Raw genomic sequence first — 23,496 nt, forward strand, 5'->3', positions numbered from 1 at the left:
TGTTTATTCCTCAAAAAAAGAAACCAAGACGCGAGTCTTAGTTTTCTTCTCCCTTAATCTGGCTTGTGGCGACATTTTCACCAAACCATTTCTGGCTAATTTCTTGGAATTTTCCTTCTTGATAGAGCTCCACAAAAGCTTTATTTAAATTATCTAACAAGGTCTTATCAGCCGGTCTTACTCCAACTGCAAAGGATTCACTCTCAAAACCAGCTGGGAAAATTTCATACTGGTCTAAGATTTCTTCAGTTTTAAGATAATAGTTAGCATAAACACGGTCAATTAGAAGGGCATCAATCCGATCATTTTGCAAGTCAATCAAGGCTTCATTAAAACTTTGATATTGGTTCGCCTTCTTATCTTTTACAATATTTTTTAAGAGTTCCGGTTGAGCTTCAAAATCTAGATAACCAGAGGACCCTGCTTGGGCTCCCAAAACCTTGCCTGTCATATCAGACACAGATTGGATATTTTGAGATTTCTTAGAGACGAGAACCTGCTGATTCTCCATATAAGTAATGGTGAAAGCAACCTTCTCACGTCGTTCATCCGTCGCTGAATATCCGTTCCAAATCGCATCAATGGTTCCGTTTTGAAGCTCTGTTTCCTTCATATCCCAATCAATGGGTTGAAACTGGACCTTAAAGCCAAGTTTCTCAGAAACAGCTTGGGCTAGATCAATATCGAATCCAACATATTGCCCATTCTTTTCTTCAAAACCCATGGGAACAAAGGTATTGTCAAATCCGATAGTAATTGTTCCTTGTTGTTGGTATTTTTCCCAATTATCTACTTTAGGATTGCTAGCTTTTTGCGTGCATCCTACGAGGAAAAAAGCAAGAAAGAATACCAAAACAAGGCTGATTTTCTTTCGATTCATAGACACCTCCTACTTAGGCTCTACTTTGAGAATCTGGTCAGCAATATTCTCTGCAAACTGGAGGTCGTGGGTCACGACAATCTGCGTCATGCCTAAGTCTCGATTTTGTAAAATCAGTTTTTCAACTTCGAGACGCAACTCTGGGTCAAGGGCTGAAGTTGGTTCGTCATAACCAATCACTTCAGGATCTATCATCATAGCACGTGCTAAGGCAACCCGTTGCTTTTGACCACCAGATAAGGAGTATGGATAAGCATCTGCGTGAGCTTCGAGCCCCAGACGAGCGAGTAAGTCGGTTGCCTTCTTCTTGGCATCTGCTTCAGACAGCCCCATAGTTTTGATGGGTGACAAAATCAAGTTCTCCATAACGGATAAGTGAGGAAAAAGCTGAAAATCTTGAAAAACAAAACCTAATAAGTGACGCTTTTCAAGTTCATCCAAAGGTAGGGATTCTCCATTATAAAAAATCTCACCTGAATCAATGGTTTCAAGTCCAGCTAACATTCTAAGCAAGGTTGTCTTCCCACCACCAGAAGGTCCAACAATAGCCAAAATCTGCTTTTCAGGAATTGTTAAATTGAAATTGGATAAAATTTCTTTTTTTCCAAATTTTTTGCTGATATTTTTTAACTCTAACATGGATAACCTCCTATCTATAGTAGCTAAACTTTTTCTCAAGTTTCTTAGCTATAATCGTAACAATACCAATCATGAGAAGATAGATAGCTCCTGCTAAAAACATTGGAATCAAGCTGGCATCACGATTGGCTGCAGTACGACTGACTAGGATTAAATCTGAAATACCGAGCGCATAGACCAGTGAAGTATCCTTAACCAGACTCATAACTTCGTTAAATACACTTGGCAAAACAATCTTGGTCACTTGTGGCAAGATAATATAGCGGACGGTATCGATAGGTTTGAATTTCAAAACCTTAGCTGCCTCATATTGCCCTTGAGGAATCGTTGCAATCCCTCCACGGAATATTTCTGCAAAGTAGGCCGCATAATTAAGCGTGAAGGCAATAATTGCTGCTGGCACACGATCTAGTCGAATCCCGATACTTGGCAGAACATAGTAGATAAAGATTAACTGCAAGAGCAAGGGTGTTCCACGCATCACCCAGATATAGATGTCAATCATGTAATGGAGGGGTTTCCAATGCACCTGTAAGCAAAAAGCAACCAAAATGCCTAAAGGGATTGAAAAAAGTAAGACCAGTGCAAAAACTTGTAGAGTCATCGTCGCACCGCTCAATAAACTTGGTAATATCTCAAATAAGTAAGACATATTCCACCTCCTAAAAATAATTGTTCCCATTATAGCATAAATAAACATAAAATCAAGGAATTTCAGAAACTTTCATGAATTTTTAAAACTTTAGCCTTTATTTTTGAATAAAAATGGTACTCATGATAAACTTATCAAGTTTGATAAAGTATCAGATGTCACAGCTAGTAAACAGATTCAGTTTCGTTTCTCTCCTAATTCATGGTATAATAGAAACATGATGACAATAGTATTATTAATTTTAGCTTATTTATTGGGTTCAATTCCTTCAGGCTTGTGGATTGGACAAATATTCTTTAACATCAATCTAAGAGAACATGGATCTGGTAATACTGGAACAACCAATACCTTCCGAATCTTAGGTAAGAAAGCTGGGATGGCAACCTTTGTAATTGATTTCTTTAAAGGTACTTTGGCCACTCTACTTCCACTAATCTTCCATCTACAAGGAATCTCTCCTCTAATCTTTGGTCTCTTGGCCGTAATCGGGCATACTTTTCCAATTTTTGCAGGATTTAAGGGAGGTAAGGCTGTCGCAACCAGTGCTGGAGTCGTTTTCGGATTTGCTCCTGCATTTTGTCTCTATCTAGCAGTAGTCTTCTTTGGAACTCTTTATTTAGGAAGTATGATTTCACTCTCTAGTGTTACAGCTGCCCTTGCTGCTGTTTTTGGTGCTCTAGTTTTTCCACTTTTCGGCTTTATCTTAAGTAATTACGATTTCCTCTTTACTCTTATTATCATAGCACTCGCGGGAATTGTAATCATACGTCATAAGGATAATATCAATCGTATTCAAAACAAAACTGAAAACCTAGTTCCTTGGGGGCTAAATCTCACCCATCAAAACCCTAAAAAATAGAGAAGATGATGGAACAAAAAAATGAAGTTTTCGCCAGAGTTTCATTTCAAATACTAAAAAACGAGGTCGGGATTTTTCCCAACCTCGTTTGTGTTTATTTAGATTTGATATAGTTGATACCATCCGCCTTCGGTGCAACAGCTTTTCCAAAGAAGGCTGCTAGGACGACGATGGTCAAGAGATATGGTGCAATCTGCAAGTAAACAGTTGGAACTCCTTGTAAGAAAGGAAGTTGTGAACCAATAACTGCCAAACTCTGTGATAGTCCGAAGAAGAGACTTGAAAGCATAGCTCCGACAGGATTCCACTTACCAAAGATCATAGCTGCAAGGGCGATAAATCCTGGTCCTACAATCGTTGTAACTGAGAAATTGACGGAAATTGACTGAGCATAGATAGCTCCTCCGATCCCTCCAAGGAAGCCTGAAATCACAACTCCCAAATATCTCATCTTGTAGACATTGATACCCAAAGTATCTGCTGCTTGTGGATGTTCACCAACTGAACGAAGGCGAAGTCCAAAGCGTGTTTTGAAAAGGATAAACCATGCTAAGAATGAGAAAGCAATTGCAAGGTAACCAAGTAAACTGGTTGACTTGAAGAAGATATCTCCTAGAAATGGAATATTGGCCAAGACTGGGAAATCAAAACGTCCAAAGGTTTGAACCAAGTTGTCCGTTTGCCCCTTGTTATAAAGGACTTTTACCAAGAAAACAGCCAAGGCAGGCGCCATCAAGTTTAGCACAGTACCACTGACAACATGGTCAGCACGGAAATGAATTGTAGCCACTGCATGAATGAGCGAGAAGATAGCTCCGACTAATCCACCAACTAGAAGAGCCAACCAAGGGGTCGCTGTTCCTAAATCTTGAGCAAATTCAAGGTTAAAAACAACTCCAGAAAAGGCACCCATGACCATGATTCCTTCAAGACCAACGTTAACAACTCCACCACGTTCAGAGAAAACGCCTCCGATACTTGTGAAAATAAGTGGTGCTGAGTAAATCAACATTGAAGAAACCATAAGGGTTAACATTGTTGTAATCGACATCCTTATTTACCTCCTTTAAGTTGTTTTCTTGGTTTGACAAAGCGTTCGATGATGTAATGAACACTGACAAAGAAGATAATTGAGGCTGTAACGATACTTACAAGCTCAGATGGCACTTGAGCAGCATTCATACCAGGGGCTCCAACTTGAAGCACTCCGAACAAGAAGGCTGCAAAGAGAATTCCAATTGGTGAGTTTGCAGCGAGTAGACTAACCGCCATTCCGTTAAAGCCGATCGCCAATGATGAACCTTGGACATAAACGTTTTGGAAGGTCCCGAGTCCTTCTACTGCTCCACCTAGACCTGCAAGGGCACCTGAAATAATCATTGATAGGATGATGGTGCGTTTAGCTGAAATACCTGCATATTCAGAAGCATTTGGATTGAGACCAACTGCACGGATTTCAAAACCGAGAGTTGTCTTCTTAAGCAAGAACCAGATAACTCCGACTGCAATGATAGCAAAGAAAATACCGATGTTCATACGAGAGTTACCTGTTAGCTCAGAAAGCCAAGGTGTCTGATAGGTTGCATTGGCACTAACACGAATGGATGAGTCAGTACTCTGCATAATATCTTTAGGGAAGTGGTGGATAAAGGCATTCCCCACATAAAGAACAATGTAGTTCATCATGATGGTAACAATAACCTCAGATGTTCCAAGATAAGCTCTAAGAACACCTGGAATCGCACCAACAATCCCCCCTGCAACTAGCGCAATGATAATGGTTGCGAGAATCAGCAAAGGACGTGGCATATCAGGATGAGTCAGGGCAAACCAGCCACTAAGAACCCAACCCGCGAGGGCTTGTCCAGGAAGCCCAACGTTAAAGAAACCAGCACGACTTGCAACTGCAAACCCTAGAGCGATCAAGACTAACGGACCCATAGCACGGAAAATTTCACCGATACCACGAACACTACCAAAGGCCGTATAGAACAATTCTTCATAGCCCCAGATGGCATCATAGCCAAAAATCCACATGACGATGGCTCCAAGCAAGATTCCAAGGAAAACAGAAATCAAGGGAACCGAAATTTGTTGTATTTTTTTAGACATCACTCTTCTCCTTTTCCAAGTTACCACCAGCCATCAAGACACCAAGCTCTTGCTTGTTGGTTGTTTCTGGTGTCACAATCCCTTGAATCTTACCATCGTGGATAACGGCAATTCTGTCAGAGACATTTAAAATCTCATCCAACTCAAAGCTGACTACAAGGACAGCCTTACCATTATCACGAGCTTCAATCAAGCGTTTGTGAATGTACTCAATGGCACCGACATCCAGACCACGAGTTGGTTGGCTGACGATAAGGAGATCAGGATCTCGATCAATTTCGCGAGCGATAATCGCTTTTTGTTGATTTCCTCCTGAGAGTGCTGCTGCTGGTACTATCTCACTAGCGGCACGAACATCAAACTCTTCCATCAATTTTTTAGCATGAGAAATGATATTTGTGTAATTAAGAATTCCATTCTTGCTAAGTGGTTCTTTGTAATAGGTTTGTAGAGCGATATTTTCTGAAATCATCATATCCAAAACCAAGCCATCACGGTGGCGGTCTTCTGGAACGTGTCCCACACTCATTTCAGTGATTTGACGAGGATGTAATCCAGAGATAGATTGACCTTTTAACTCTACGCTACCTGACTCAATTTTACGAAGTCCTGTAATAGCTTGGATCAACTCAGACTGACCATTTCCATCAATCCCGGCAATCCCAACAATCTCACCAGCTCGAACATCAAGAGAAAGATTTTTAACTGCTGGAACCCCACGGTTTTCATTGACTACTAAATCTTTGATAGATAGTACAACTTCTTTTGGTTGAGCTGGCTGTTTCTCAGTTTTGAAGGAAACCGAACGCCCGACCATCATTTCTGCCAGGTCAGCATTGGTTGCACCAACAATCTCAACAGTCTCGATAGATTTACCACGACGGATAACTGTAACACGGTCAGACACAGCACGAATTTCATCCAACTTGTGAGTAATAAGGATGATTGATTTGCCTTCCTTAACTAGGTTCTTCATGATAGCCATCAACTCATCAATTTCTGATGGTGTTAAAACAGCAGTCGGTTCGTCAAAGATAAGAATGTCTGCTCCACGATAGAGAGTCTTCAAAATCTCAACACGTTGTTGAGCTCCGACAGAGATATCCGCTACCTTAGCAGAGGGATCTACCGCCAAACCATAGCGTTCAGACAATTCATTGATTTCTCGAGTTGCGCGAGCAATATCTAGCACACCGTTTTTGGTCAATTCACTTCCCAAAATGATATTTTCAGCAACTGTGAAGGCCTCAACCAACATAAAGTGTTGGTGAACCATCCCAATCCCTAGACTAGCAGCTTTCGATGGTGAATCCAGTTTAACAACCTGTCCATTTACTACAATTTCACCACTAGTTGGTTCAAGAAGCCCTGCTAGCATATTCATAAGCGTGGACTTCCCAGCTCCATTTTCTCCTAAAAGTGCATGAATTTCACCTTTACGAAGTTCTAGGTTGATCTTGTCGTTAGCGACAAACTCACCAAAGACCTTGGTGATCTCACGCATCTCAATGACATTTTCGTGTGCCATGTGCTCTTCCTTTCAGAGTTTTATTTTGTTTCAATAAAACTTGTTAAAATGAGATCTTAACAAGCTCTATTGAGACAAAATTAATTTGCCCCAATTCTTAAAGAAGCGGCCCAAGGCCGCTTCCTAAGAAATGACTTCCTTCAATTATTTTTCAGGAACTTTGATGCTACCATCAAGGATTTTAGCTTTTGCATCTTCAACAGCTTTTTTACCTTCTTCAGAAAGGTTAGTTACTGCCAAGTCAACACCTTTATCCTTCAATGAGTAAACGATAACTTGACCACCAGGGAATTCACCTTTTTCAGCCTTGTTTGAAATATCTTGAACTGTTGTTCCAACTTGTTTCAATGTAGAAGCAAGCACGAAGTTAGCTTCTTTACCGTCTTTAGAAGTATATTTACCTTCTTCAAGTTGGTCACGGTCTACACCGATAACCCAAACTTTTTCGTCTTCATTTTTGCTTTCATTCAAAGATTTAGCTTCTGAGAAGACACCTGCTCCAGTACCACCAGCTGCTTGGTAGATAACGTCTGCACCTGCAGCGTATTGAGCAGCAGCGATTGTTTTACCTTTAGCGGCATCACCAAATGAACCAGCGTAGTCAACTTGTACTTTGATAGATGGGTCAACTGACTCAACACCAGCTTTGAAACCAGCTGCGAAACGAGAAATAACTTCAGATTCCATACCACCTACAAAACCAACTTGTTTAGTTTTTGTAGTTTTAGCAGCTGCAACACCAGCAAGGTAAGCTGCTTCGTTGTCAGCAAATGTTACGCTGGCAACGTTCTTTTGATCTTTAATGACATCGTCAATCAAAACATAGTTTTTATCTGCGTGTTCTTTTGCTGCTTCTTCAACAGCGTTGTGAAGGGCAAAACCAACACCAAAGATCAAGTTGTAGCTTCCAGCTGCTTGGTTCAAGTTGTTAGCGTAGTCAGCTTCACTTGTTGATTGGAAGTAAGTAAAGCCATTATCTTTTGAAAGATTGTGCTCTTTACCCCAAGCTTGAAGCCCTTCCCAAGCTGATTGGTTAAATGATTTATCATCAACACCACCAGTATCTGTAACGATAGCTGCTTTAGTCTTCACATCAGAAGAAGATGAAGCTGCGTTACGAGAAGAGCGATTACCACATGCAGCAAGTCCAAATGCTGCTACTGCAACTAGACCAAGGCCTAGCCATTGTTTCTTGTTCATTACTGAACCTCCTAAATAAGATGCGCAACAAAGTTGCAAGTATGGATTGATTGGTCACAAGGACCCTTGCCACTCAGAGAGTGACACAGACTATTGCAAGTCTGTAAAAGAATATGGAAGTAATTCCCCGACCGTCATCTCGACCGTCGATTTATCTTTGGCAACTAAAGTCACCTTTAGATCTTGTTCAAAAAATTCGACCATAACTTGGCGACAAGCTCCACAAGGAGAAATAGGTTTCTCAGTTTGACCGTAAACAATCAACTCTGAAAACTCACGTTGTCCTTCGGAGATAGCTTTAAAAATAGCTGTTCTCTCACCACAGTTGGTCAAGGGGTAGCTAGCATTTTCAATATTGCATCCTGTATAAACACTACCGTCCTTGGCAACCAAAACAGCACCAATCGGAAAATGTGAATAAGGAACATAGGCATTTTTACTAGTCTCAATCGCTAAGTCAATCAACTCAGTAGTCGCCATCTGCTAACTCTCCTTTTAAGATTGCTACACCAGCAGATGTTCCGATACGAGTAGCTCCAGCTTCAACAAAAGCTACAGCATCTGCATAAGAACGAGCTCCACCAGCAGCCTTAACCCCCATATCAGGTCCAACTGTCTGGCGCATTAATTGAACATCTGGCAAAGTCGCTCCACCTGTTGAGAAACCTGTTGACGTCTTGACAAAGTCTGCTCCTGCTTTCTGGGCTAGCTGGCAAGCCAGAACTTTTTCCTCATCAGTTAACAAACAAGCCTCGATAATAACCTTAACGAGTTTGTCTCCGCTTGCTTCAACAACTGCTCGAATATCTGACTCAACTAATGCAGCATTTCCTGATTTGAGTGCACCAACATTGATAACCATATCAATTTCGTCAGCACCATTTTGGATTGCTTCTTTGGTTTCATAAGCCTTGACAGCTGAAGTTGTGGCTCCAAGAGGGAAGCCTACTACTGTACAAACCTTGACATCAGTATCTACGAGTGCAGTTTTGGCATGTGAAACCCAGCAAGGATTGACACAAACACTGGCAAAATCAAAGTCTTTAGCTTCAGATAACAAACGATTAATTTGTTCTTCTGTTGCATCTTGCTTTAAAAGCGTATGATCAATGTATTTATTTAGTTTCATTTCGTTTTTTCCTTAAATTAGGAGATAATTTCAATGATTTCACGCGTTTTTATCGCTTCATCACTTATCTTAATTTTAACATAATTTTGGAAATCTGTAACTAGTTCCGGAGAAATTTTCCCATTTGTATATACTTTTGCGACAATTTCACCCTGTTTGACCGAATCTCCCACTTTCTTCTCAAAAACGATACCTGTCTCATAGTCAAGAGCATCTGTTTTAACGGCACGACCAGCACCCAATCTCATGGCAAAAAGACCAAACTCCATGGCTGGAAGTTCTGCGATAATACCATCCTCTTGAGCAGGAATATCAATTACATGGTCGACTTTTACTGGACGATAGAGGTCTTCTAGGTCTCCACCCTGAGCTAGAACCATCTCTTCGAATTTCTTGAGAGCCTTACCGTTTTCAAGATGTTGCCTTACTTCCTCGACAGTTTTTTCAACATTTGCTAAAGATAGCATAATCTGGGCTAGCTCGCAGATAAAGTGGCTAATATCTTGACGTCCTTTACCTTGAAGAATTTCCAGTGCTTCTAGGATTTCTAAACGGTTACCAATGGCGCGTCCCAAGGGTTGACTCATATCTGTAATAACTGCTACTGTCTTACGACCTACAGCCTTACCAAGGTTTACCATGGTTTGAGCCAGTTGGCGTGCCTCGTCAACTGTTTTCATAAATGCGCCTTCACCGACTGTTACATCAAGTAAGATAGCATCAGCTCCAGCAGCAATTTTTTTACTCATGACCGAACTAGCAATCAAAGGAATAGTATCAACTGTTGCCGTCACATCACGAAGGGCATAGAGAAGCTTATCAGCTTTGACTAGTTGGTCAGATTGCCCAATAACTGAAACACCAATATCTTGAACCTGTTTGATAAATTCATCCTGACTTCGTTCAATCTGAAAACCTTTGATGGATTCCAATTTATCAATTGTACCACCCGTGTGGCCTAATCCCCTTCCGCTCATTTTAGCCACTGGGACATCAAAACTGGCTACCAAGGGTGCTAGGATTAAAGTTACCTTGTCACCAACACCACCCGTAGAGTGTTTATCAACCTTGACACCATCTATAGCTGACAAATCAAACTCCTGACCTGTCTTAACCATATTCATGGTTAAATCAGAAATTTCTCTCGTGGTCATTCCTTGGAAGTAAACTGCCATGGCAAATGCTGACATCTGGTAGTCAGGAACACTTCCTGCCACATAGCCTTCAATCAACCATTGGATTTCACTGGAACTGAGTTCTTGTCCGTCTCTTTTTTTCTGGATTAGATCTACTGCTCTCATTCTTTCACACTTCTAAGGATATAATATCCCTTATCTTTTTTTACAACCTCGCAATTGCCAAATACATCTTCCATCTTACTTTTGGCACTAGGAGCTCCTTGTTTTTTCTGGATAACGATAGTCAAATCTCCACCGTCTACTAAAAAGTCTATACTTTTTTCGATGATTTCGTGAACTACTTGCTTGCCTGCACGTATGGGCGGATTCGAAATGACATGACTAAATTGTCCTTCCACCTGCTCATAAATATTAGACTGGAAAATAGTCGCTTGAACCTTGTTTTTTACTGCATTTTGCTGGGCTAAATCCAGGGCACGGTTATTGATATCCACCATAGTCGCCTGGGCATCATAAGCTTTAACCAAAGACAAGCCTATTGGACCGTAGCCACAACCAACATCAAGGATTCTTTCACCTTTTTCAACATCAAGGCATCTTAACAACAACTGACTTCCGAAATCAATCATTTTTTTACTAAAGACTCCAGCATCTGTTAAAAAGGTCATCTTTTGCCCAAGGAGCTCAACTCTAAGTTCATGAACATCATGGGCTGCATCTGGATTTTCTGCATAATACATTTTACTCATAGTTCTATTTTACCATAAAAATAAGTTATTTGTAAATCGTTTTCAAAGGTATCAAGCCCTTAAATCATGTTGTATTTCCACAAAAATAATATAAGTTCTGATTAGCATTAGGGCCCTAGTAAAAAGCTCCCTACTGCCATGGTAATCGGAAAAGCAAAGATACAAGCTAAACCAAAAAAGAAGAGCCACCACTTTCTTTTAAAGAAAGCTAACACAAGGTAGCCAAGTCCAATGAGTGGCAATAAGATAAAAAGGACAAAAGTAGTCCAGTTATAGGAGTAAGGTCCTATTGAAAAGGAGAAATTCACCCAGTTTGGTGATAACCATAAAACAACTACAAATAGACTGATCAAAACCAGCGTTTTTTCTCTTAATACAGCTTTCATCTTAGAACCTCCTTTATAGGTTTTCCCCCTTATATTTTAACAAAGAAAGCGCTTTTTCTCAAATGGTCGGATGTTATTCATTCCAAAATATGGTATACTAAGATATCAAACGAGGATATAGTATGACCAACGAATTTTTACATTTTGAAAAGATAGACCGCGAAACTTGGCAATCCTTGCATCGCAAAACAACTCCTCCCTTGACCGAGGAAGAATTAGATTCCATTAAGAGTTTCAATGACCAGATTAGCCTACAAGATGTTACAGATATCTATCTGCCACTGGCAAATCTGATTCAGATTTACAAACGTTCCAAAGAAGACCTTGCCTTTTCAAAAGGTATTTTCCTTCAAAGAGAGAGCAAAGAACAACCTTTCATTATCGGAGTTTCAGGAAGCGTTGCTGTTGGAAAATCAACCACTAGTCGTCTCTTGCAAATTTTACTTTCCCGTATTGTTCCTGGAGCAAGGGTTGAACTGGTTACTACGGATGGTTTTTTATACCCAAACAGTGTCTTAATTGAGCAAGATATCCTAAATCGCAAGGGTTTTCCTGAGAGCTACGACATGGAATCTTTGCTTAATTTTCTAGACCAACTCAAAAATGGACAGGATGTTGATATCCCTGTTTATTCCCATGAAATCTATGATATTGTCCCTGGTCGAAAACAAAGAGTAGAAGCCGCTGATTTTGTCATTGTTGAGGGAATCAATGTATTCCAAAATCCCCATAATGCACGTCTCTATATTACTGATTTCTTTGACTTTTCAATCTATGTCGATGCTGCAGTCGAGGATATTGAAAGCTGGTATTTGGATCGTTTCTTAAAACTTCTTAGCTTTGCTCAGGATAATCCAGGCAACTATTACTACCGTTTCACTCAACTTCCTCTTAGTGAAGTGAAGGATTTTGCCCACCAGGTTTGGACCAGTATCAACCTAACCAATCTCCAGAATTACATTGAACCGACACGAAATCGTGCCGAGGTCATTCTCCATAAATCTAAAAATCACGAAATTGATGAAATTTACTTAAAAAAATAATTTTCCCTTGTCAAAACGTAAGTTTTCAGATATAATGGTATAGTTAGTAAAAATGGAGGTAAGAACATTGGCAAACATTAAATCAGCTATCAAACGCGCTGAATTGAACGTTAAACAAAACGAAAAAAACTCAGCTCAAAAATCAGCTATGCGTACTGCTATCAAAGCTTTTGAAGCAAACCCATCTGAAGAACTTTACCGTGCTGCCAGCTCAGCTATCGATAAAGCAGAAACTAAAGGTTTGATCCACAAAAACAAAGCTAGCCGTGATAAAGCACGTCTTGCAGCTAAACTTGGTTAATCATTAACTGCATACAAAATGAGCTCCTCGGAGCTTTTTTTGTGCATATTTTCTGGAGGTTATTATGAAAATAGCTATCATTGGATATTCTGGATCAGGCAAGTCAACTCTAGCTGAAAAGTTGTCTCACTACTACTCCATCCCCAAACTTCATATGGACACTCTTCAATTTCAGCCAGGCTGGCAAGATAGTGACCGCGACTGGATGCTGAACGAAATGAAAACTTTTCTAGCCAACAACGAAAACTGGGTCATCGATGGCAACTACTCTTGGTGTTGCTATGAGGAAAGAATGGAGCAAGCTGACCAGATTATCTTTTTAAACTTCTCTGCTTGGAATTGTTTGCTAAGAGCCTTTAAGCGCTATTTAAAATACAGAGGAAAAGTTAGAGAAAGTATGGCAGAGGGATGTCCCGAGCAATTCAACTGGGAATTTATCCGTTGGATTCTCTGGGATGGACGAACAAAAAATGCTAAAGAAAGATACAAGCACTTAAACAATACTTACCCAGAAAAGGTGCGCATTCTCCATTCTCAAGCTGAGATTGACTATTTCTTGCAATCTCTTAAAAATAGACGATAGAATAACATTTCATTAAGGTCAGCATGGGCTGAATGCCTAAAAAAGGAAGATTTTCATCCAGAAAATCTTCCTTTTTTCCTTTTATTCAACAATTAAAAATAACTCGAGCAATTTATAAATCAAATATAAGATCCCCTAGAAATGAAGAGAATCGTGTTCATAGTTTCTGAGGCGTGATACAAAAAAACTGAAGGAAGTATAGTCCTACTTCTTTCAGTTTTTTATTGTCTCAATTTAGAAAAAACTTCTCCGATCTTACCTTCGATAACTAAATCAGCTTGGCTGTCTTGAGGAGTGCTGGACTTGTTGATAACGACAAGATTTGACCCTGAAAAATAATTGATTAGGCTAGCTGCAGGATAAACGACTAAGGAAGTTCCTCCAATAATCAATAAATCTGCTTGCTGAATGACTTGGGCTGCTCGACTAAAAACATCCATATCCAGAGGTTCCTCATAAAGGGTTACGTCAGGTTTGACTACTTTGCCACAATCTAAGCAGTGGGGAACTGGACCTTCAAGTGCCAAAAATGCATTCAAATCATAAAAGCGATGACAGCCTAAACAGTAATTTCGATCTGCACTACCATGCAGTTTCAAAACATTTTCAGAACCCGCCATTTCATGCAAGCTATCAATATTTTGCGTCACAATCGCCTTTAATTTACCTGTTTTTTCTAACGACGCTAGATAATTATGTGCTAAATTTGGCTTAGCATCCGGATAGACGAGATACTTTTTGTAGAAATCAAAAAAATCCTCTGGATAGCGCTCAAACATGGTGCGTGATACCAGTTGCTCGGCAGTAAAATGGCGCCCCAACTTAAGACTATAAACACCATCAGAACTTCGAAAATCTGGAATATTAGACTCTGTAGAAACCCCTGCACCACCAAAAAAGACAATTCTCTGACTTTGATCAATAATACCTTGTAGTTGTTCAATTTTATCCATTTCACCCCTCCTTTAGTTTTTGTTCTAAAAAAGTTGAAAACCTTTAGCTATTGTCAACCAGGTTTTCAACTTTATTTGATTATGATTTAGATATTAAACTGACTAGTCTCGGTTCTTTGACACAATTAGGCTTTCTTCAAAGTTCTTATTCTCATCTATTATAAGATTGAAGCAATGAACATGCTTATCATTTTGAGAACAAGAGTAAGCACATGAATGGAGTCTAACTTTAGTCTGCAATCAAGGTTTCTAGACCAACTTTCATCATATCAGTGAAGGTGTTTTGACGTTCTTCTGCAGTTGTATCTTCATCTGGATTGACCAAGCTATCAGAAATAGTCATGATAGCAAGAGCGTCAACATGGTGTTGGGCAGCAAGATAGTAAAGAGCTGCTGCTTCCATCTCCACTGCTTTCACTCCCCACTTACCAAGTTCGATATTCTTCTCAAAGTAATTTGAGTAAAAGACATCTGAAGACAAGACATTACCAACGTGAGTGGTCATACCAAGATCTTTGGCGATATGGTAGGCTTTATCTAGTAAATCAAAGCTAGCGATTTGTGGAAAATCATATAGTGGCCAGTCGTTACGGATGATGTTTGAGTTGGTAGCAGCTGCTTGCGCCAAGACCAATTCACGGACGTGAACATCCTCATTCAAAGAACCAGCAGTTCCGACACGGATCAATTTCTTCACACCGTAATCGACAATCAATTCACGCGCATAGATGGAGATTGATGGCATTCCCATCCCTGTTCCCATAACAGATACACGATGGCCCTTGTAAGTCCCAGTGTAACCAAACATGTTACGGACTTCGTTAAAGCAAACAGCATCTTCAAGGAAATTCTCAGCGATAAATTTCGCACGAAGAGGATCTCCAGGAAGAAGAATTTTATCAGCAATTTCACCCTGCTTAGCAGCAATATGGATAGACATAGTTTATGATACAAAGAGCGACCAGAAAGCGACTGAAAATTAGGAATCTGACGAGAAATCCTGATTTCTCAGTCAGATTATCTATTTTCCGAGCTTTCCGCTCGTGTTCAAATCTGAACACACGCTCTACCTTTCTTTATTAAATGATATTGATTATAAATTTAAAATATATTTTGGATTAGAAAAACTAGAGTATTCTTATTAATTTTCTATTATCCTTGTCTTTGGTCGTAAGTATTTCTCCCAAGGGATTCGGTCCAGCATTTTAGCAAAACCAAATGCCAAGTAAGCAGTCACCAAAAGAAAAGGTATAGCCTCAAATGACTGACCAGTGAACCCCATTACCAATCCACTTGCAGATAGGGGTGCCTTCAAGGTCACAGATAAAAAGCAAACCGAACCTAATAGTAAGACTGCTGGCTGGTTGCCACTACCTAAAATCATGGTCAAGAGTGCAGCTCCTGCCATCCCCAAGGCAAAAGATGGGGTCAAGGTACCACCATAGGCACCTGCCCAAAGGGTGACTAAAACGACCAAGGCTTTCAAGACAAATAAGAGGATTACCGTCTTGGCATTACTGCCGTTTAAAATTTCCTGAGCCATCATACGCCCATTACCAAGTAGATGAGGCAAATGGCTAGCCAATCCAACAAGGAAAAGGAATGTTACAGGCAGAGTATAGAGTATCCGCTTGTCCTTTATTCTCTTTAAAGAAGCTTGTTTGTTGAAGCGACTAAAAAGCCAAGCGAGTGGAGTCAGGAAAAGAACTAATAAGGGAACAAGCCACATATCACCTAGTGGCCAAGTCAGAGCTGGAATCTGGTAGAGAGCATGATCTGAAACAACAAAGCCTGCTGTAAAGGCTGATACATATGTAGTCAGACCGACCAAGAAAAAACATTTGACAGATAAAGCAATTCCCAAGGTTTCAAAAACGAAAAACACACTCGTTAACGGAACCTGATAGACAGCTGCTAAACCCGCACCAGCTCCACAGGCAATGAGAAAGATTTGGTCCTTCACGGATAGAGAGAAAATATTGGCAATAGGTCTTGCAAATAAAGCTCCAATCTCCCGCGGCGCAGCTTCCTTACCGATAGGCGCTCCTCCTCCAACTGCAACAATCTGCCAAATTGAATGAACTAGATGTTTTAAAAAGTGAAGTTTATATTGTGACGTTTCATCTTTCATCTGCGCTTTGATGGAAAAAATCTTTGCTTTTCTTTGCAAGAAATACCAGACCAAGGCAGAACTGACGCCCATGATGATTAAACTGAAGCCTATTCGTGATGAGGCAACACCATCTGTCAAGAATCCAGTGTTATGCTCTGTCTGACCAAAAGCAATCCCTTCAACCAGCTCTAAAAGATAATGGAGCAAAATTCCGAATATACCTGTAACTAGCCCTAGCATGATAACTGCTAGGACTAATTTGAGGTTATATGGGATCTTCTGAAGACTCCTCCTCAACTCATGTACCATGATTATAATTCAGCAAGAATCGCTTTCAGCAATCCTTTGAAGTCGCCTTTGACGCGTTCTGTCACTTCCACAACTTCTTCGTGGTTGAGTTCCTCTTGGAAACCAGCCGCAAAGTTGGTAATACATGAAATACCAAGAACTTTCAAGCCAGAGTGTGCTGCAACGATAACTTCAGGAACAGTGGACATACCAACCGCATCTGCACCAAGTGTCTTATATGCACGGATTTCAGCTGGAGTTTCATACGTTGGACCAGTTACACCGATATAAACACCGTCATCAAGTCTAACACCAAGCTTTTCAGCAACTGCATGAGCTGTAGCACGATATTCTGGAGTGTAGGCTTTTGACATGTCTGGGAAACGTGGACCGAAGTCATCCAAGTTTTCACCGATTAGCGGATTTTGTCCTGTCATATTGATGTGGTCAGTGATAGCCATCAAAGTACCAGGACCAAAGCCGATGCCTCCAGCAGCGTTGGTTACAATCACACCTTCACAGCCCAAAACTTTCATGACACGAACCGGGAAAGTTACGACTTCAAGCGGATTGCCTTCATAGAAATGGAAGCGTCCTTGAAGTGCTAAAACCTTACGTCCTGCAAGCTCACCGTACACCAATTTTCCAGCGTGTCCAACAACAGTAGAACGTCCCCAGTTTGGAATCTCCGCATAGTCTACCACAACTGGATTTTCGATTTCTTCAGCAAGTTCTCCAAGTCCTGATCCAAGAATCAAGCCGAACTCTGGTGCTTCTACTCCCTTTTCTTTTAAGAAAGCAGCTGTTTCATTGATTTTCGCTAATAATGTCATTGTCTGTCTCCTTCATAATCTTTTAAAAATTGACCGATTTTGTCAAAGGTTTTTGCATTTCGAATAGTAATATTACGATAGAAAGGCATCTTAAGCAGGAACTTATGATAGGCTGTTTTGCTATAGGTTTCTTCTGAGAATTTGCCCCAGAAGATTCCCAGTTTCCCGAAATGAAGCACTTCATCTACCAGTTCCATACTTTCGACTTTCTCAATGACTTGCTTGTTATCCAGTCCCTCAGTATAAAAGAGAACATCCTTTCGAGCCATTTCTTGGAACCACCATTCCGGAAGAGTTCTAAGCTCCTCTTCGTAATCTTCTTGACTTAACAAGGAAAAATGTTGGATAAATGGATAATGCTTGTCAAAGAAAGCCTGTAAGATCTCCACTAGTTGAGTCTTCGAGATACTTGAGTCAAAGAAAATATTGCCACTATTGATGTAGGTTTCAACATTTTCCAATCCTAACTCCGTCAATTCTTGACGCAACTGAGCCATGACTACCTTGTTCCTTCCACCGACATTAATGCCTCTAACAAGTAGAGCGTAACGAATCATCTTAAACTAATTTTTCTAAAAAACTTTCACCAATCATGGCAGTTTCAACACCAAAGTTATCCGCAATTGTTGCTGAGATGTCGGCGAAGTGTCCAACTGGGATCAAGCCACTACCTTTGAAGGCTGGACTGTATGCCAAAAGTGGAATATATTCACGAGTATGGTCTGTACCAGCATAGGTTGGGTCATTTCCGTGATCAGCAGTAATCAAAAGAAGATCGTCTTCTCTCATTGCTGCAATGATTTCTGGCAAGCGCTCATCAAACTCATGTAAACAATCACGATAGCCGTGTGGATCACGACGGTGTCCATAAAGTGCATCGAAGTCTACTAAGTTTGTAAATGAGAAGCCATGTTTAAAGTCTTCTGATTTCATAGTCTTGATCAAGTTGTCAATACCGTGGCTGTTTGATTTGTTGTGGCCCATATCGTGGTTGATACCTGCACCGTTGAAGATATCGTTAATCTTACCAACTGCATATGTATCGATACTGGCTTCATTCAATTTATCCAAAACAGTTGGCGCAAATGGTGAAACAGCCAAGTCACGACGATTGGCAGTACGTGTGAAGTTTCCTGGCTCCCCAACATATGGGCGAGCAATGATACGTCCTAGAAGAGCTGGGCGCTCAAGAGTAATAGAACGAGCGTATTCACAAATACGGTACAACTCATCCAAAGGAATGATGTCTTCGTGGGCTGCGATTTGAAGAACCGGGTCAGCAGATGTATAGATAATCAACTCGCCAGTTTCCATTTGGCGTGGTCCAAAGTCATCGATGACAGCTGTACCTGAGTAGGGTTTGTTTGCTTCCCGGATAACCTTTCGTCCTGAAAATTCTTCGATTTTAGTAAGGATTTCCTCTGGGAATCCATTCCAGAAAGTATCGAAAGGTTCAGTGATATTAAGTCCCATGATTTCCCAGTGACCAGTCATGGTATCTTTACCTAGAGATACCTCTTCAAGCTTAGTCGCATAACCAGTAGGGTTGCTTTCAGCTAGAACAGTCTTCAATGGTGTTTCGCGAGGAATATTTCCAAGACCAAGTTTTGCCATGTTTGGTACATCCAAACCTACAGCTTTTGAAATGTGCCCAAGTGTGTCTGCAGCTCCGTCTGGCACTCCTGCATTGACAAAGTTATTAGCATCTGGTGCTGCACCGATTCCTACAGAATCTAGTACCACCAAGTGAATACGATTAAATTTTGGCATAATGTGTCTCCTTTTTATTTTGATTATTTTGCTTTTGTTGAAGTTAAAATCTGAACGCCCTCTTGTCCAGCAACGATGACCTTATCCACCATTTGGTTAAACAAGCCATGCTCGACGACACCAACGACATGATCCAATTCTTGTCCAAGAGCAATTGGGTCTTCAATCACTTCCAAGGCCAAATCGATGATAAAGTTTTGCATATCCGTCACAAAACGTTGGCCATCCTTTTCGCGGAAGCTCGGTTTATAGCCAGCTCGCTCAAATCGACGGAAGACCTGTTCGGCACCATATTGAACAACCTCTACAGGTAATTTAAAGGCACCGAGTTTCTCTACTAACTTACTTTCATCAACTACCCAGATATATTCTTTAGATGGAGTTGCGACAACCTTTTCCATGAGAAGGGCCCCACCACCGCCTTTGATTCCGTTAAACTGACTGTCTACTTCATCTGCACCATCAACTGTCAGGTCTACAAAGTCCACTTGATCAATTGACTCAAGAGGAATATTGAGTCCTTCTGCCTGCTTGCTGGTCACACTAGAAGTCGTTACAGCTGTAATCTGTAAGCCCTCTTCCTTGATACGACGACCTATTTCTTCTACGAAATAGTAGGCAGTTGAGCCTGTTCCAAGCCCGACAACCATACCATCTTTGACGAACTCGGCAGCTTTAATCCCTGCCATTTTTTTCAGATTTTCCACTTATACACCTCCAAATAGAGCTACTTCTATTATATCATGAATACGCTTCAAATTCATCCTTGCACTAGAAAAACCCGAACATTTTATTTCGGGTTTTTGATGCTTATTTAACCATATCAGGGTCGTAGTCGTAAAATCCAGTATCAAGGAAACGATTTTTTGGATGGAGTTTACGGACTTGCTCATCCAACAAGAAGGCCTGGTCATGTGTAAAGTTACCTTCTTGAATCAAATTGCGCGCTTGGATAAAAAGTTTTGCGATTTCTACAAAATTTTGGCCAGGTGTATAAAGACCTTCAAGCTTCCAATGAGTGAAACCATGCTCAACCAATTCAGTTAACTTGGTCATCAAATCAAGGTCATTGTTGGCAAAGATGTGGGTACCATGATTGTCTTCAAAAATAGAATAGTGGCTCTCAGGGTCACTCGGTTCTGCTAAGAAAAGATCACGTTTGCGTGTCTTTTCATCATCGATGTGCGTGAAGTTGTAGTAGTTTTGCAAGAGCGGACGCTTAGAATGATGGATGACGCTAGCTCCGTAAACCAAGACTTCAGCAGGAATTTCCAAAATCTCTGGCATCTTGAAGAGTTCAGCAGATGGAATTTCACGCGCCAAAACTGCTTCTGACGCTCCTGCTTTTTGTCCCCAGAAGTTAATCTGACGACTGCTTGTGACCATGGTTGAGGCATCGTAAATCGTTTTGAAAGAATAGTTATCACGGTTAACCACATAAAAGACACCTGCGTCCCCAACTGTGATATAGTCCGTTTTGATTTCTTCTAAAAAGTCCAAGAATGGCTTGATACGGTCCATCATGTCTTGGTGCATAAGAGCATTGACCGCAACGATTAATTCCTTACCGGCATCATGAACAATTTTTGCGATTTCACGCAATTCTTCATGACTAAAGGTCGTTGGCAAACGAAGACCAAAATCTTTCTCACCGACATAAATGCGGTCGACACCAGCTTCAAGTAGCTGTTTCACTTGTTCAATACTTTCAGCAGTTGCTGTAATGATAATCTTTTCCATAAAGAAAATTATACCACATTTCTGCGAAATCAGCTATATAGAAAAGTGTGTCTTGTTACTGGAAATTTCAAAAAAAGTGAACCGCATCAATAACAGTTCACTTCTTAGATTTATGCTTGTGTCTTTTCAACAAGTCGTCCGTCATTCATCACATAAATACGGTCAACCTTATCTAGCAAGCGAGTATCATGTGTAATCATGATAACACCCCTGCCTTGCTCATGGGCAATTGAAGCCAGCATATCTGTCACTTGATAAGCTCTTTGGGTATCAAGACTGGCTGTCGGTTCGTCAGCAAGTACGATACTGGGATTGTTATAAAGAGCTCTAGCAATTGCAGCTCGTTGGCGTTCTCCACCAGAGAGAGCTTTGGGATAGTGATTTTGAACCTTTTCCAAGTCCAACAAACTGAACAACTCTTGTCGGTCACTTTTTTCTGATTTCTTTTTATCCAAACGGTCAATTAAATCTAATTGCTCCTTAACTGTTAAAAATGGAATCAGATTTGAAGCCTGGAGGATAAAGCCAAATTCACTAAAGCGCAAATCCGTTTTTTCTTTCTCGGTTAGGTTTCCAGTTTCTTTTCCCTTTACCAGAATCTTGCCACTTGAAGCTTCCTGTAGTTGGCCTAGAGTCGTTAAAAAGGTTGTTTTGCCCGACCCAGAAGGCCCCACAATCGCTACAAACTCCCCAGCATTTAGCTGAAAATTGGTCTCATGAAGAGCTGTCACTTTCATATTGCCTTCGCCATAAGTTTTTGTCACTTGAATTATCTCAATTAATCTAGTCATGTCATTCTCCTTATCATTCTGCAATGGCCATAATTGGATCTACTTTTAGCAGACGAGGAAGCGAAATGACGCCACCTAGAAGAGCCATTAAGCAGATGATCAGGCTTAACACAAAGTATGCTAACCAACTAGGATAGAAAAAGAAGGTTGCAGGTAAGACTAAAATGACAGCCCAAATGGCTAATAAAGCCAATCCAATACCCAAACCAGATAGAAGAAAAATCTGACAGAAAAGGGACCATACGATGGATTTTATCTGAATTCCTTGTGCTCGCATAATGCCATAGAGGCCTAATTTTTGAATGGTAATGATATAAATAAAAATCCCAACAATCAGACCTGTAATGACAATCATAGCTAGAATCATTCCTGAGAATACATTGACCTGAGGGGTATAGCCAGGAATTTTTGAAATCATTTTTTGAATAGAAATCTGCTTCAAACCATCGCCAGTCACTTCTACATCATTTTGCAATACCAATGCAGAGATCGAACGATTGGCTTTTGTTGTTCCTTGTAAATTCCAATACGTTGTTAAACTTGTAAAGACAACAGGTTCTGTGAAAAATTTATTTTCTTTTGTCAAACCTACAATCTTAAAACTTGTCTCACTTCCGTTGAGTTGAATTGCGTCCCCAAGTTTGAAGCCATAATTTTCAAAAGACTGATCCACTACAACTTCTTGGTCATTTTCTGGGTAATGCCCTTCAATCAAGGACGGAGAGATAAAACTGTCCCACTCTTGACCGAAAATAGAGACATTAATCTTGTCACTACTATCGATAAGGTTTGTTACAGCAAACATATAGCTTAGGGGAACAGCATCCTCAGAAACCTTATCCTTGTAGTCTTTTTCAGGTATAAAGGATGCAGTCAAATTGTCATTTGCATAATCGGATAGCACAACTCCTGTTGCTTGCCAATTATCAATAGCAGCCCTGTTATTTCGAATAAGCCCGAGAGCCAAACTGGTCATAAAAAAGACCATAAAAGCAATGAGAAAAATGGTTGTTAGAATTAAACTGTAACGCAGTTTATTCTGTAAAATTTCTTTGATAGCAAGATACATGCCAATCTCCTTTAAGTATTCTGTTGTCGAGGGAACAAATCTCCTCTTTACCATAGCACTAAAGATAGAAAACTATCTTGTCATGAACAACTAGAATCAATTTAAAAGAATCCTGTCCTTACCTCAAAATTAAATTTATTTGCATCTGTGTATGATTTTTATTCGTTTCAACCATCAAATCTCCCCTCATTGAAATAAGAGAAAAATAATAAAGTTTAAACGGTTTACTCATCCTATCACCTTTGTGGAAGAGTGTCAAGAAAATTGTTTCATCATATGAAAACAGACTTTATTCTTTTTGTAACCTTACTGTAATAATTTTTTTCTTGAAAAATGGTAAAATGAAAGAGTACTGTTAAGGAGAGAATCATGCCCGTAAGAAAATATCAACCGTATGAGTTTGAAGAAGAGGAAACTCAAACAGCGCTCTATCAAGACTATGTTCCAGAAACCACTTCCGTTGCTAGTTTGAAGGAAGTTCTTTTCTTTGTAAACATTGCTTGTTTTTGCGTCTTTTTAGCCTTGTTTAGCTTTATCTTTTTAGCCCTCAAGTTCAACACAGTTCTGGCTTTTAGTCTAGCCATTGCTTTGAGTTTGGTAGCTCTAAAGTTCCAACGTTCTATGATTAAGAAGAAATTTTATTAGAATCAAATAGGTCGGGATAAAAATCCCGACCTATTTTTTGTTTAACACGATGGCTATATGGCTGTGACTAGAGAAGCGATACTTGGTCTATCAC

27 protein-coding genes are annotated in these 23,496 nt (G+C 40.2%); 5 read left to right on the top strand and 22 right to left on the bottom strand.

The window, feature by feature from the left end; all coding sequences use genetic code 11:
- Nucleotides 1-37: 37 nt before the first annotated feature.
- The 3 genes from QM874_RS02190 to QM874_RS02200 are packed head-to-tail and all read right to left on the bottom strand — an operon-like array spanning nt 38 to nt 2,171.
- Nucleotides 38-880, bottom strand: coding sequence for an amino acid ABC transporter substrate-binding protein (locus QM874_RS02190; RefSeq protein ID WP_414316029.1), 843 nt, complete (start codon nt 878-880; stop codon nt 38-40).
- A 9-nt stretch (nt 881-889) separates the two neighbouring features.
- On the bottom strand, nt 890-1,519 hold the full coding sequence (locus QM874_RS02195) for an amino acid ABC transporter ATP-binding protein (RefSeq protein ID WP_414316030.1): 630 nt from the start codon (nt 1,517-1,519) through the stop codon (nt 890-892).
- A gap of 10 nt (nt 1,520-1,529) precedes the next feature.
- Entirely contained in the window at nt 1,530-2,171 is a 642-nt protein-coding gene (locus tag QM874_RS02200; RefSeq protein ID WP_414316031.1) for an amino acid ABC transporter permease, read from the bottom strand.
- A 217-nt stretch (nt 2,172-2,388) separates the two neighbouring features.
- Here QM874_RS02200 and plsY point away from each other — a divergent pair, with 217 nt between their 5' ends.
- A complete protein-coding gene (gene plsY / locus QM874_RS02205) occupies nt 2,389-3,030 on the top strand; it encodes a glycerol-3-phosphate 1-O-acyltransferase PlsY (protein ID WP_414316032.1) in 642 nt (213 codons plus the stop codon).
- A gap of 94 nt (nt 3,031-3,124) precedes the next feature.
- Here the strand turns inward: plsY and QM874_RS02210 are convergent, their stop codons facing one another.
- The 9 genes from QM874_RS02210 to QM874_RS02250 form a co-directional block, all read right to left on the bottom strand.
- On the bottom strand, nt 3,125-4,081 hold the full coding sequence (locus QM874_RS02210; RefSeq protein ID WP_414316033.1) for an ABC transporter permease: 957 nt from the start codon (nt 4,079-4,081) through the stop codon (nt 3,125-3,127).
- Nucleotides 4,082-4,083: 2 nt separating this feature from the next.
- Entirely contained in the window at nt 4,084-5,142 is a 1,059-nt protein-coding gene (locus QM874_RS02215) for an ABC transporter permease (protein ID WP_414316034.1), read from the bottom strand.
- The gene (locus QM874_RS02220; protein ID WP_414316035.1) at nt 5,135-6,670 is read right to left on the bottom strand and encodes an ABC transporter ATP-binding protein; all 1,536 of its coding nucleotides are present in this window, start codon (nt 6,668-6,670) and stop codon (nt 5,135-5,137) included. Before QM874_RS02220 ends, QM874_RS02215 begins: the two co-directional genes overlap by 8 nt.
- A 144-nt stretch (nt 6,671-6,814) precedes the next feature.
- A complete protein-coding gene (locus tag QM874_RS02225) occupies nt 6,815-7,870 on the bottom strand; it encodes a BMP family lipoprotein (protein WP_414316036.1) in 1,056 nt (351 codons plus the stop codon).
- Between the two features lie 90 nt (nt 7,871-7,960).
- Nucleotides 7,961-8,350 (bottom strand): cytidine deaminase, encoded by a 390-nt coding sequence (locus tag QM874_RS02230; protein WP_049502784.1) that lies wholly within the window; start codon nt 8,348-8,350, stop codon nt 7,961-7,963.
- Complete coding sequence (gene deoC, locus QM874_RS02235; RefSeq protein WP_414316037.1) at nt 8,337-8,999, bottom strand: deoxyribose-phosphate aldolase; 663 nt, start codon at nt 8,997-8,999, stop codon at nt 8,337-8,339. The genes QM874_RS02230 and deoC overlap by 14 nt, the downstream gene beginning before the upstream one ends.
- 17 nt (nt 9,000-9,016) lie before the next feature.
- Nucleotides 9,017-10,300, bottom strand: a complete 1,284-nt coding sequence (locus QM874_RS02240; protein WP_414316038.1) for a pyrimidine-nucleoside phosphorylase — start codon at nt 10,298-10,300, stop codon at nt 9,017-9,019.
- A complete protein-coding gene (locus QM874_RS02245; protein ID WP_414316039.1) occupies nt 10,297-10,887 on the bottom strand; it encodes a class I SAM-dependent methyltransferase in 591 nt (196 codons plus the stop codon). Before QM874_RS02245 ends, QM874_RS02240 begins: the two co-directional genes overlap by 4 nt.
- 107 nt (nt 10,888-10,994) lie before the next feature.
- Complete coding sequence (locus QM874_RS02250; RefSeq protein WP_414316040.1) at nt 10,995-11,273, bottom strand: 1,4-dihydroxy-2-naphthoate prenyltransferase; 279 nt, start codon at nt 11,271-11,273, stop codon at nt 10,995-10,997.
- A 122-nt stretch (nt 11,274-11,395) separates the two neighbouring features.
- Between QM874_RS02250 and coaA the strand changes: the two genes are divergently transcribed.
- The 3 genes from coaA to QM874_RS02265 all read left to right on the top strand — a co-directional run bounded on the left by coaA (nt 11,396) and on the right by QM874_RS02265 (nt 13,200).
- Nucleotides 11,396-12,316 carry a type I pantothenate kinase gene (gene coaA / locus QM874_RS02255; protein WP_414316041.1) on the top strand — a complete coding sequence of 307 codons (921 nt, stop codon included), beginning with the start codon at nt 11,396-11,398 and terminating at the stop codon, nt 12,314-12,316.
- A gap of 52 nt (nt 12,317-12,368) precedes the next feature.
- Nucleotides 12,369-12,617 (top strand): 30S ribosomal protein S20, encoded by a 249-nt coding sequence (rpsT, locus tag QM874_RS02260; protein WP_029689628.1) that lies wholly within the window; start codon nt 12,369-12,371, stop codon nt 12,615-12,617.
- A 64-nt stretch (nt 12,618-12,681) separates the two neighbouring features.
- Complete coding sequence (locus tag QM874_RS02265; RefSeq protein WP_414316042.1) at nt 12,682-13,200, top strand: DNA topology modulation protein; 519 nt, start codon at nt 12,682-12,684, stop codon at nt 13,198-13,200.
- A gap of 221 nt (nt 13,201-13,421) precedes the next feature.
- Here the strand turns inward: QM874_RS02265 and QM874_RS02270 are convergent, their stop codons facing one another.
- The 10 genes from QM874_RS02270 to QM874_RS02315 form a co-directional block, all read right to left on the bottom strand.
- Nucleotides 13,422-14,153 (bottom strand): NAD-dependent protein deacylase, encoded by a 732-nt coding sequence (locus QM874_RS02270; protein WP_414316043.1) that lies wholly within the window; start codon nt 14,151-14,153, stop codon nt 13,422-13,424.
- Between the two features lie 229 nt (nt 14,154-14,382).
- Nucleotides 14,383-15,093, bottom strand: coding sequence for a purine-nucleoside phosphorylase (deoD, locus tag QM874_RS02275; RefSeq protein WP_414316044.1), 711 nt, complete (start codon nt 15,091-15,093; stop codon nt 14,383-14,385).
- 201 nt (nt 15,094-15,294) lie between these two features.
- Entirely contained in the window at nt 15,295-16,575 is a 1,281-nt protein-coding gene (locus QM874_RS02280) for a chloride channel protein (protein ID WP_414316045.1), read from the bottom strand.
- 2 nt (nt 16,576-16,577) lie between these two features.
- Nucleotides 16,578-17,387: a purine-nucleoside phosphorylase gene (locus QM874_RS02285; protein WP_414316046.1), complete on the bottom strand. Its 810-nt coding sequence runs from the start codon at nt 17,385-17,387 to the stop codon at nt 16,578-16,580.
- Nucleotides 17,384-17,944, bottom strand: coding sequence for a DUF1697 domain-containing protein (locus QM874_RS02290; protein ID WP_414316047.1), 561 nt, complete (start codon nt 17,942-17,944; stop codon nt 17,384-17,386). The genes QM874_RS02285 and QM874_RS02290 overlap by 4 nt, the downstream gene beginning before the upstream one ends.
- A gap of 1 nt (nt 17,945) precedes the next feature.
- Nucleotides 17,946-19,157 (bottom strand): phosphopentomutase, encoded by a 1,212-nt coding sequence (locus tag QM874_RS02295; RefSeq protein ID WP_414316048.1) that lies wholly within the window; start codon nt 19,155-19,157, stop codon nt 17,946-17,948.
- A 23-nt stretch (nt 19,158-19,180) separates the two neighbouring features.
- Complete coding sequence (rpiA, locus tag QM874_RS02300) at nt 19,181-19,864, bottom strand: ribose-5-phosphate isomerase RpiA (RefSeq protein ID WP_414316049.1); 684 nt, start codon at nt 19,862-19,864, stop codon at nt 19,181-19,183.
- Nucleotides 19,865-19,967: 103 nt separating this feature from the next.
- Nucleotides 19,968-20,897, bottom strand: a complete 930-nt coding sequence (locus QM874_RS02305; RefSeq protein ID WP_414316050.1) for a peptidase U32 family protein — start codon at nt 20,895-20,897, stop codon at nt 19,968-19,970.
- A gap of 110 nt (nt 20,898-21,007) precedes the next feature.
- Nucleotides 21,008-21,688, bottom strand: a complete 681-nt coding sequence (locus tag QM874_RS02310; RefSeq protein WP_414316051.1) for an ABC transporter ATP-binding protein — start codon at nt 21,686-21,688, stop codon at nt 21,008-21,010.
- 13 nt (nt 21,689-21,701) lie between these two features.
- The gene (locus QM874_RS02315; RefSeq protein WP_414316052.1) at nt 21,702-22,757 is read right to left on the bottom strand and encodes an ABC transporter permease; all 1,056 of its coding nucleotides are present in this window, start codon (nt 22,755-22,757) and stop codon (nt 21,702-21,704) included.
- 369 nt (nt 22,758-23,126) lie between these two features.
- Between QM874_RS02315 and QM874_RS02320 the strand changes: the two genes are divergently transcribed.
- Nucleotides 23,127-23,402: a DUF3270 family protein gene (locus tag QM874_RS02320; protein WP_414270238.1), complete on the top strand. Its 276-nt coding sequence runs from the start codon at nt 23,127-23,129 to the stop codon at nt 23,400-23,402.
- Nucleotides 23,403-23,496 lie beyond the last annotated feature (94 nt).

Origin of the sequence: Streptococcus infantis (assembly GCF_047463615.1) — a bacterium.
Classification (GTDB): Bacteria; Bacillota; Bacilli; order Lactobacillales; family Streptococcaceae; genus Streptococcus; species Streptococcus infantis_X.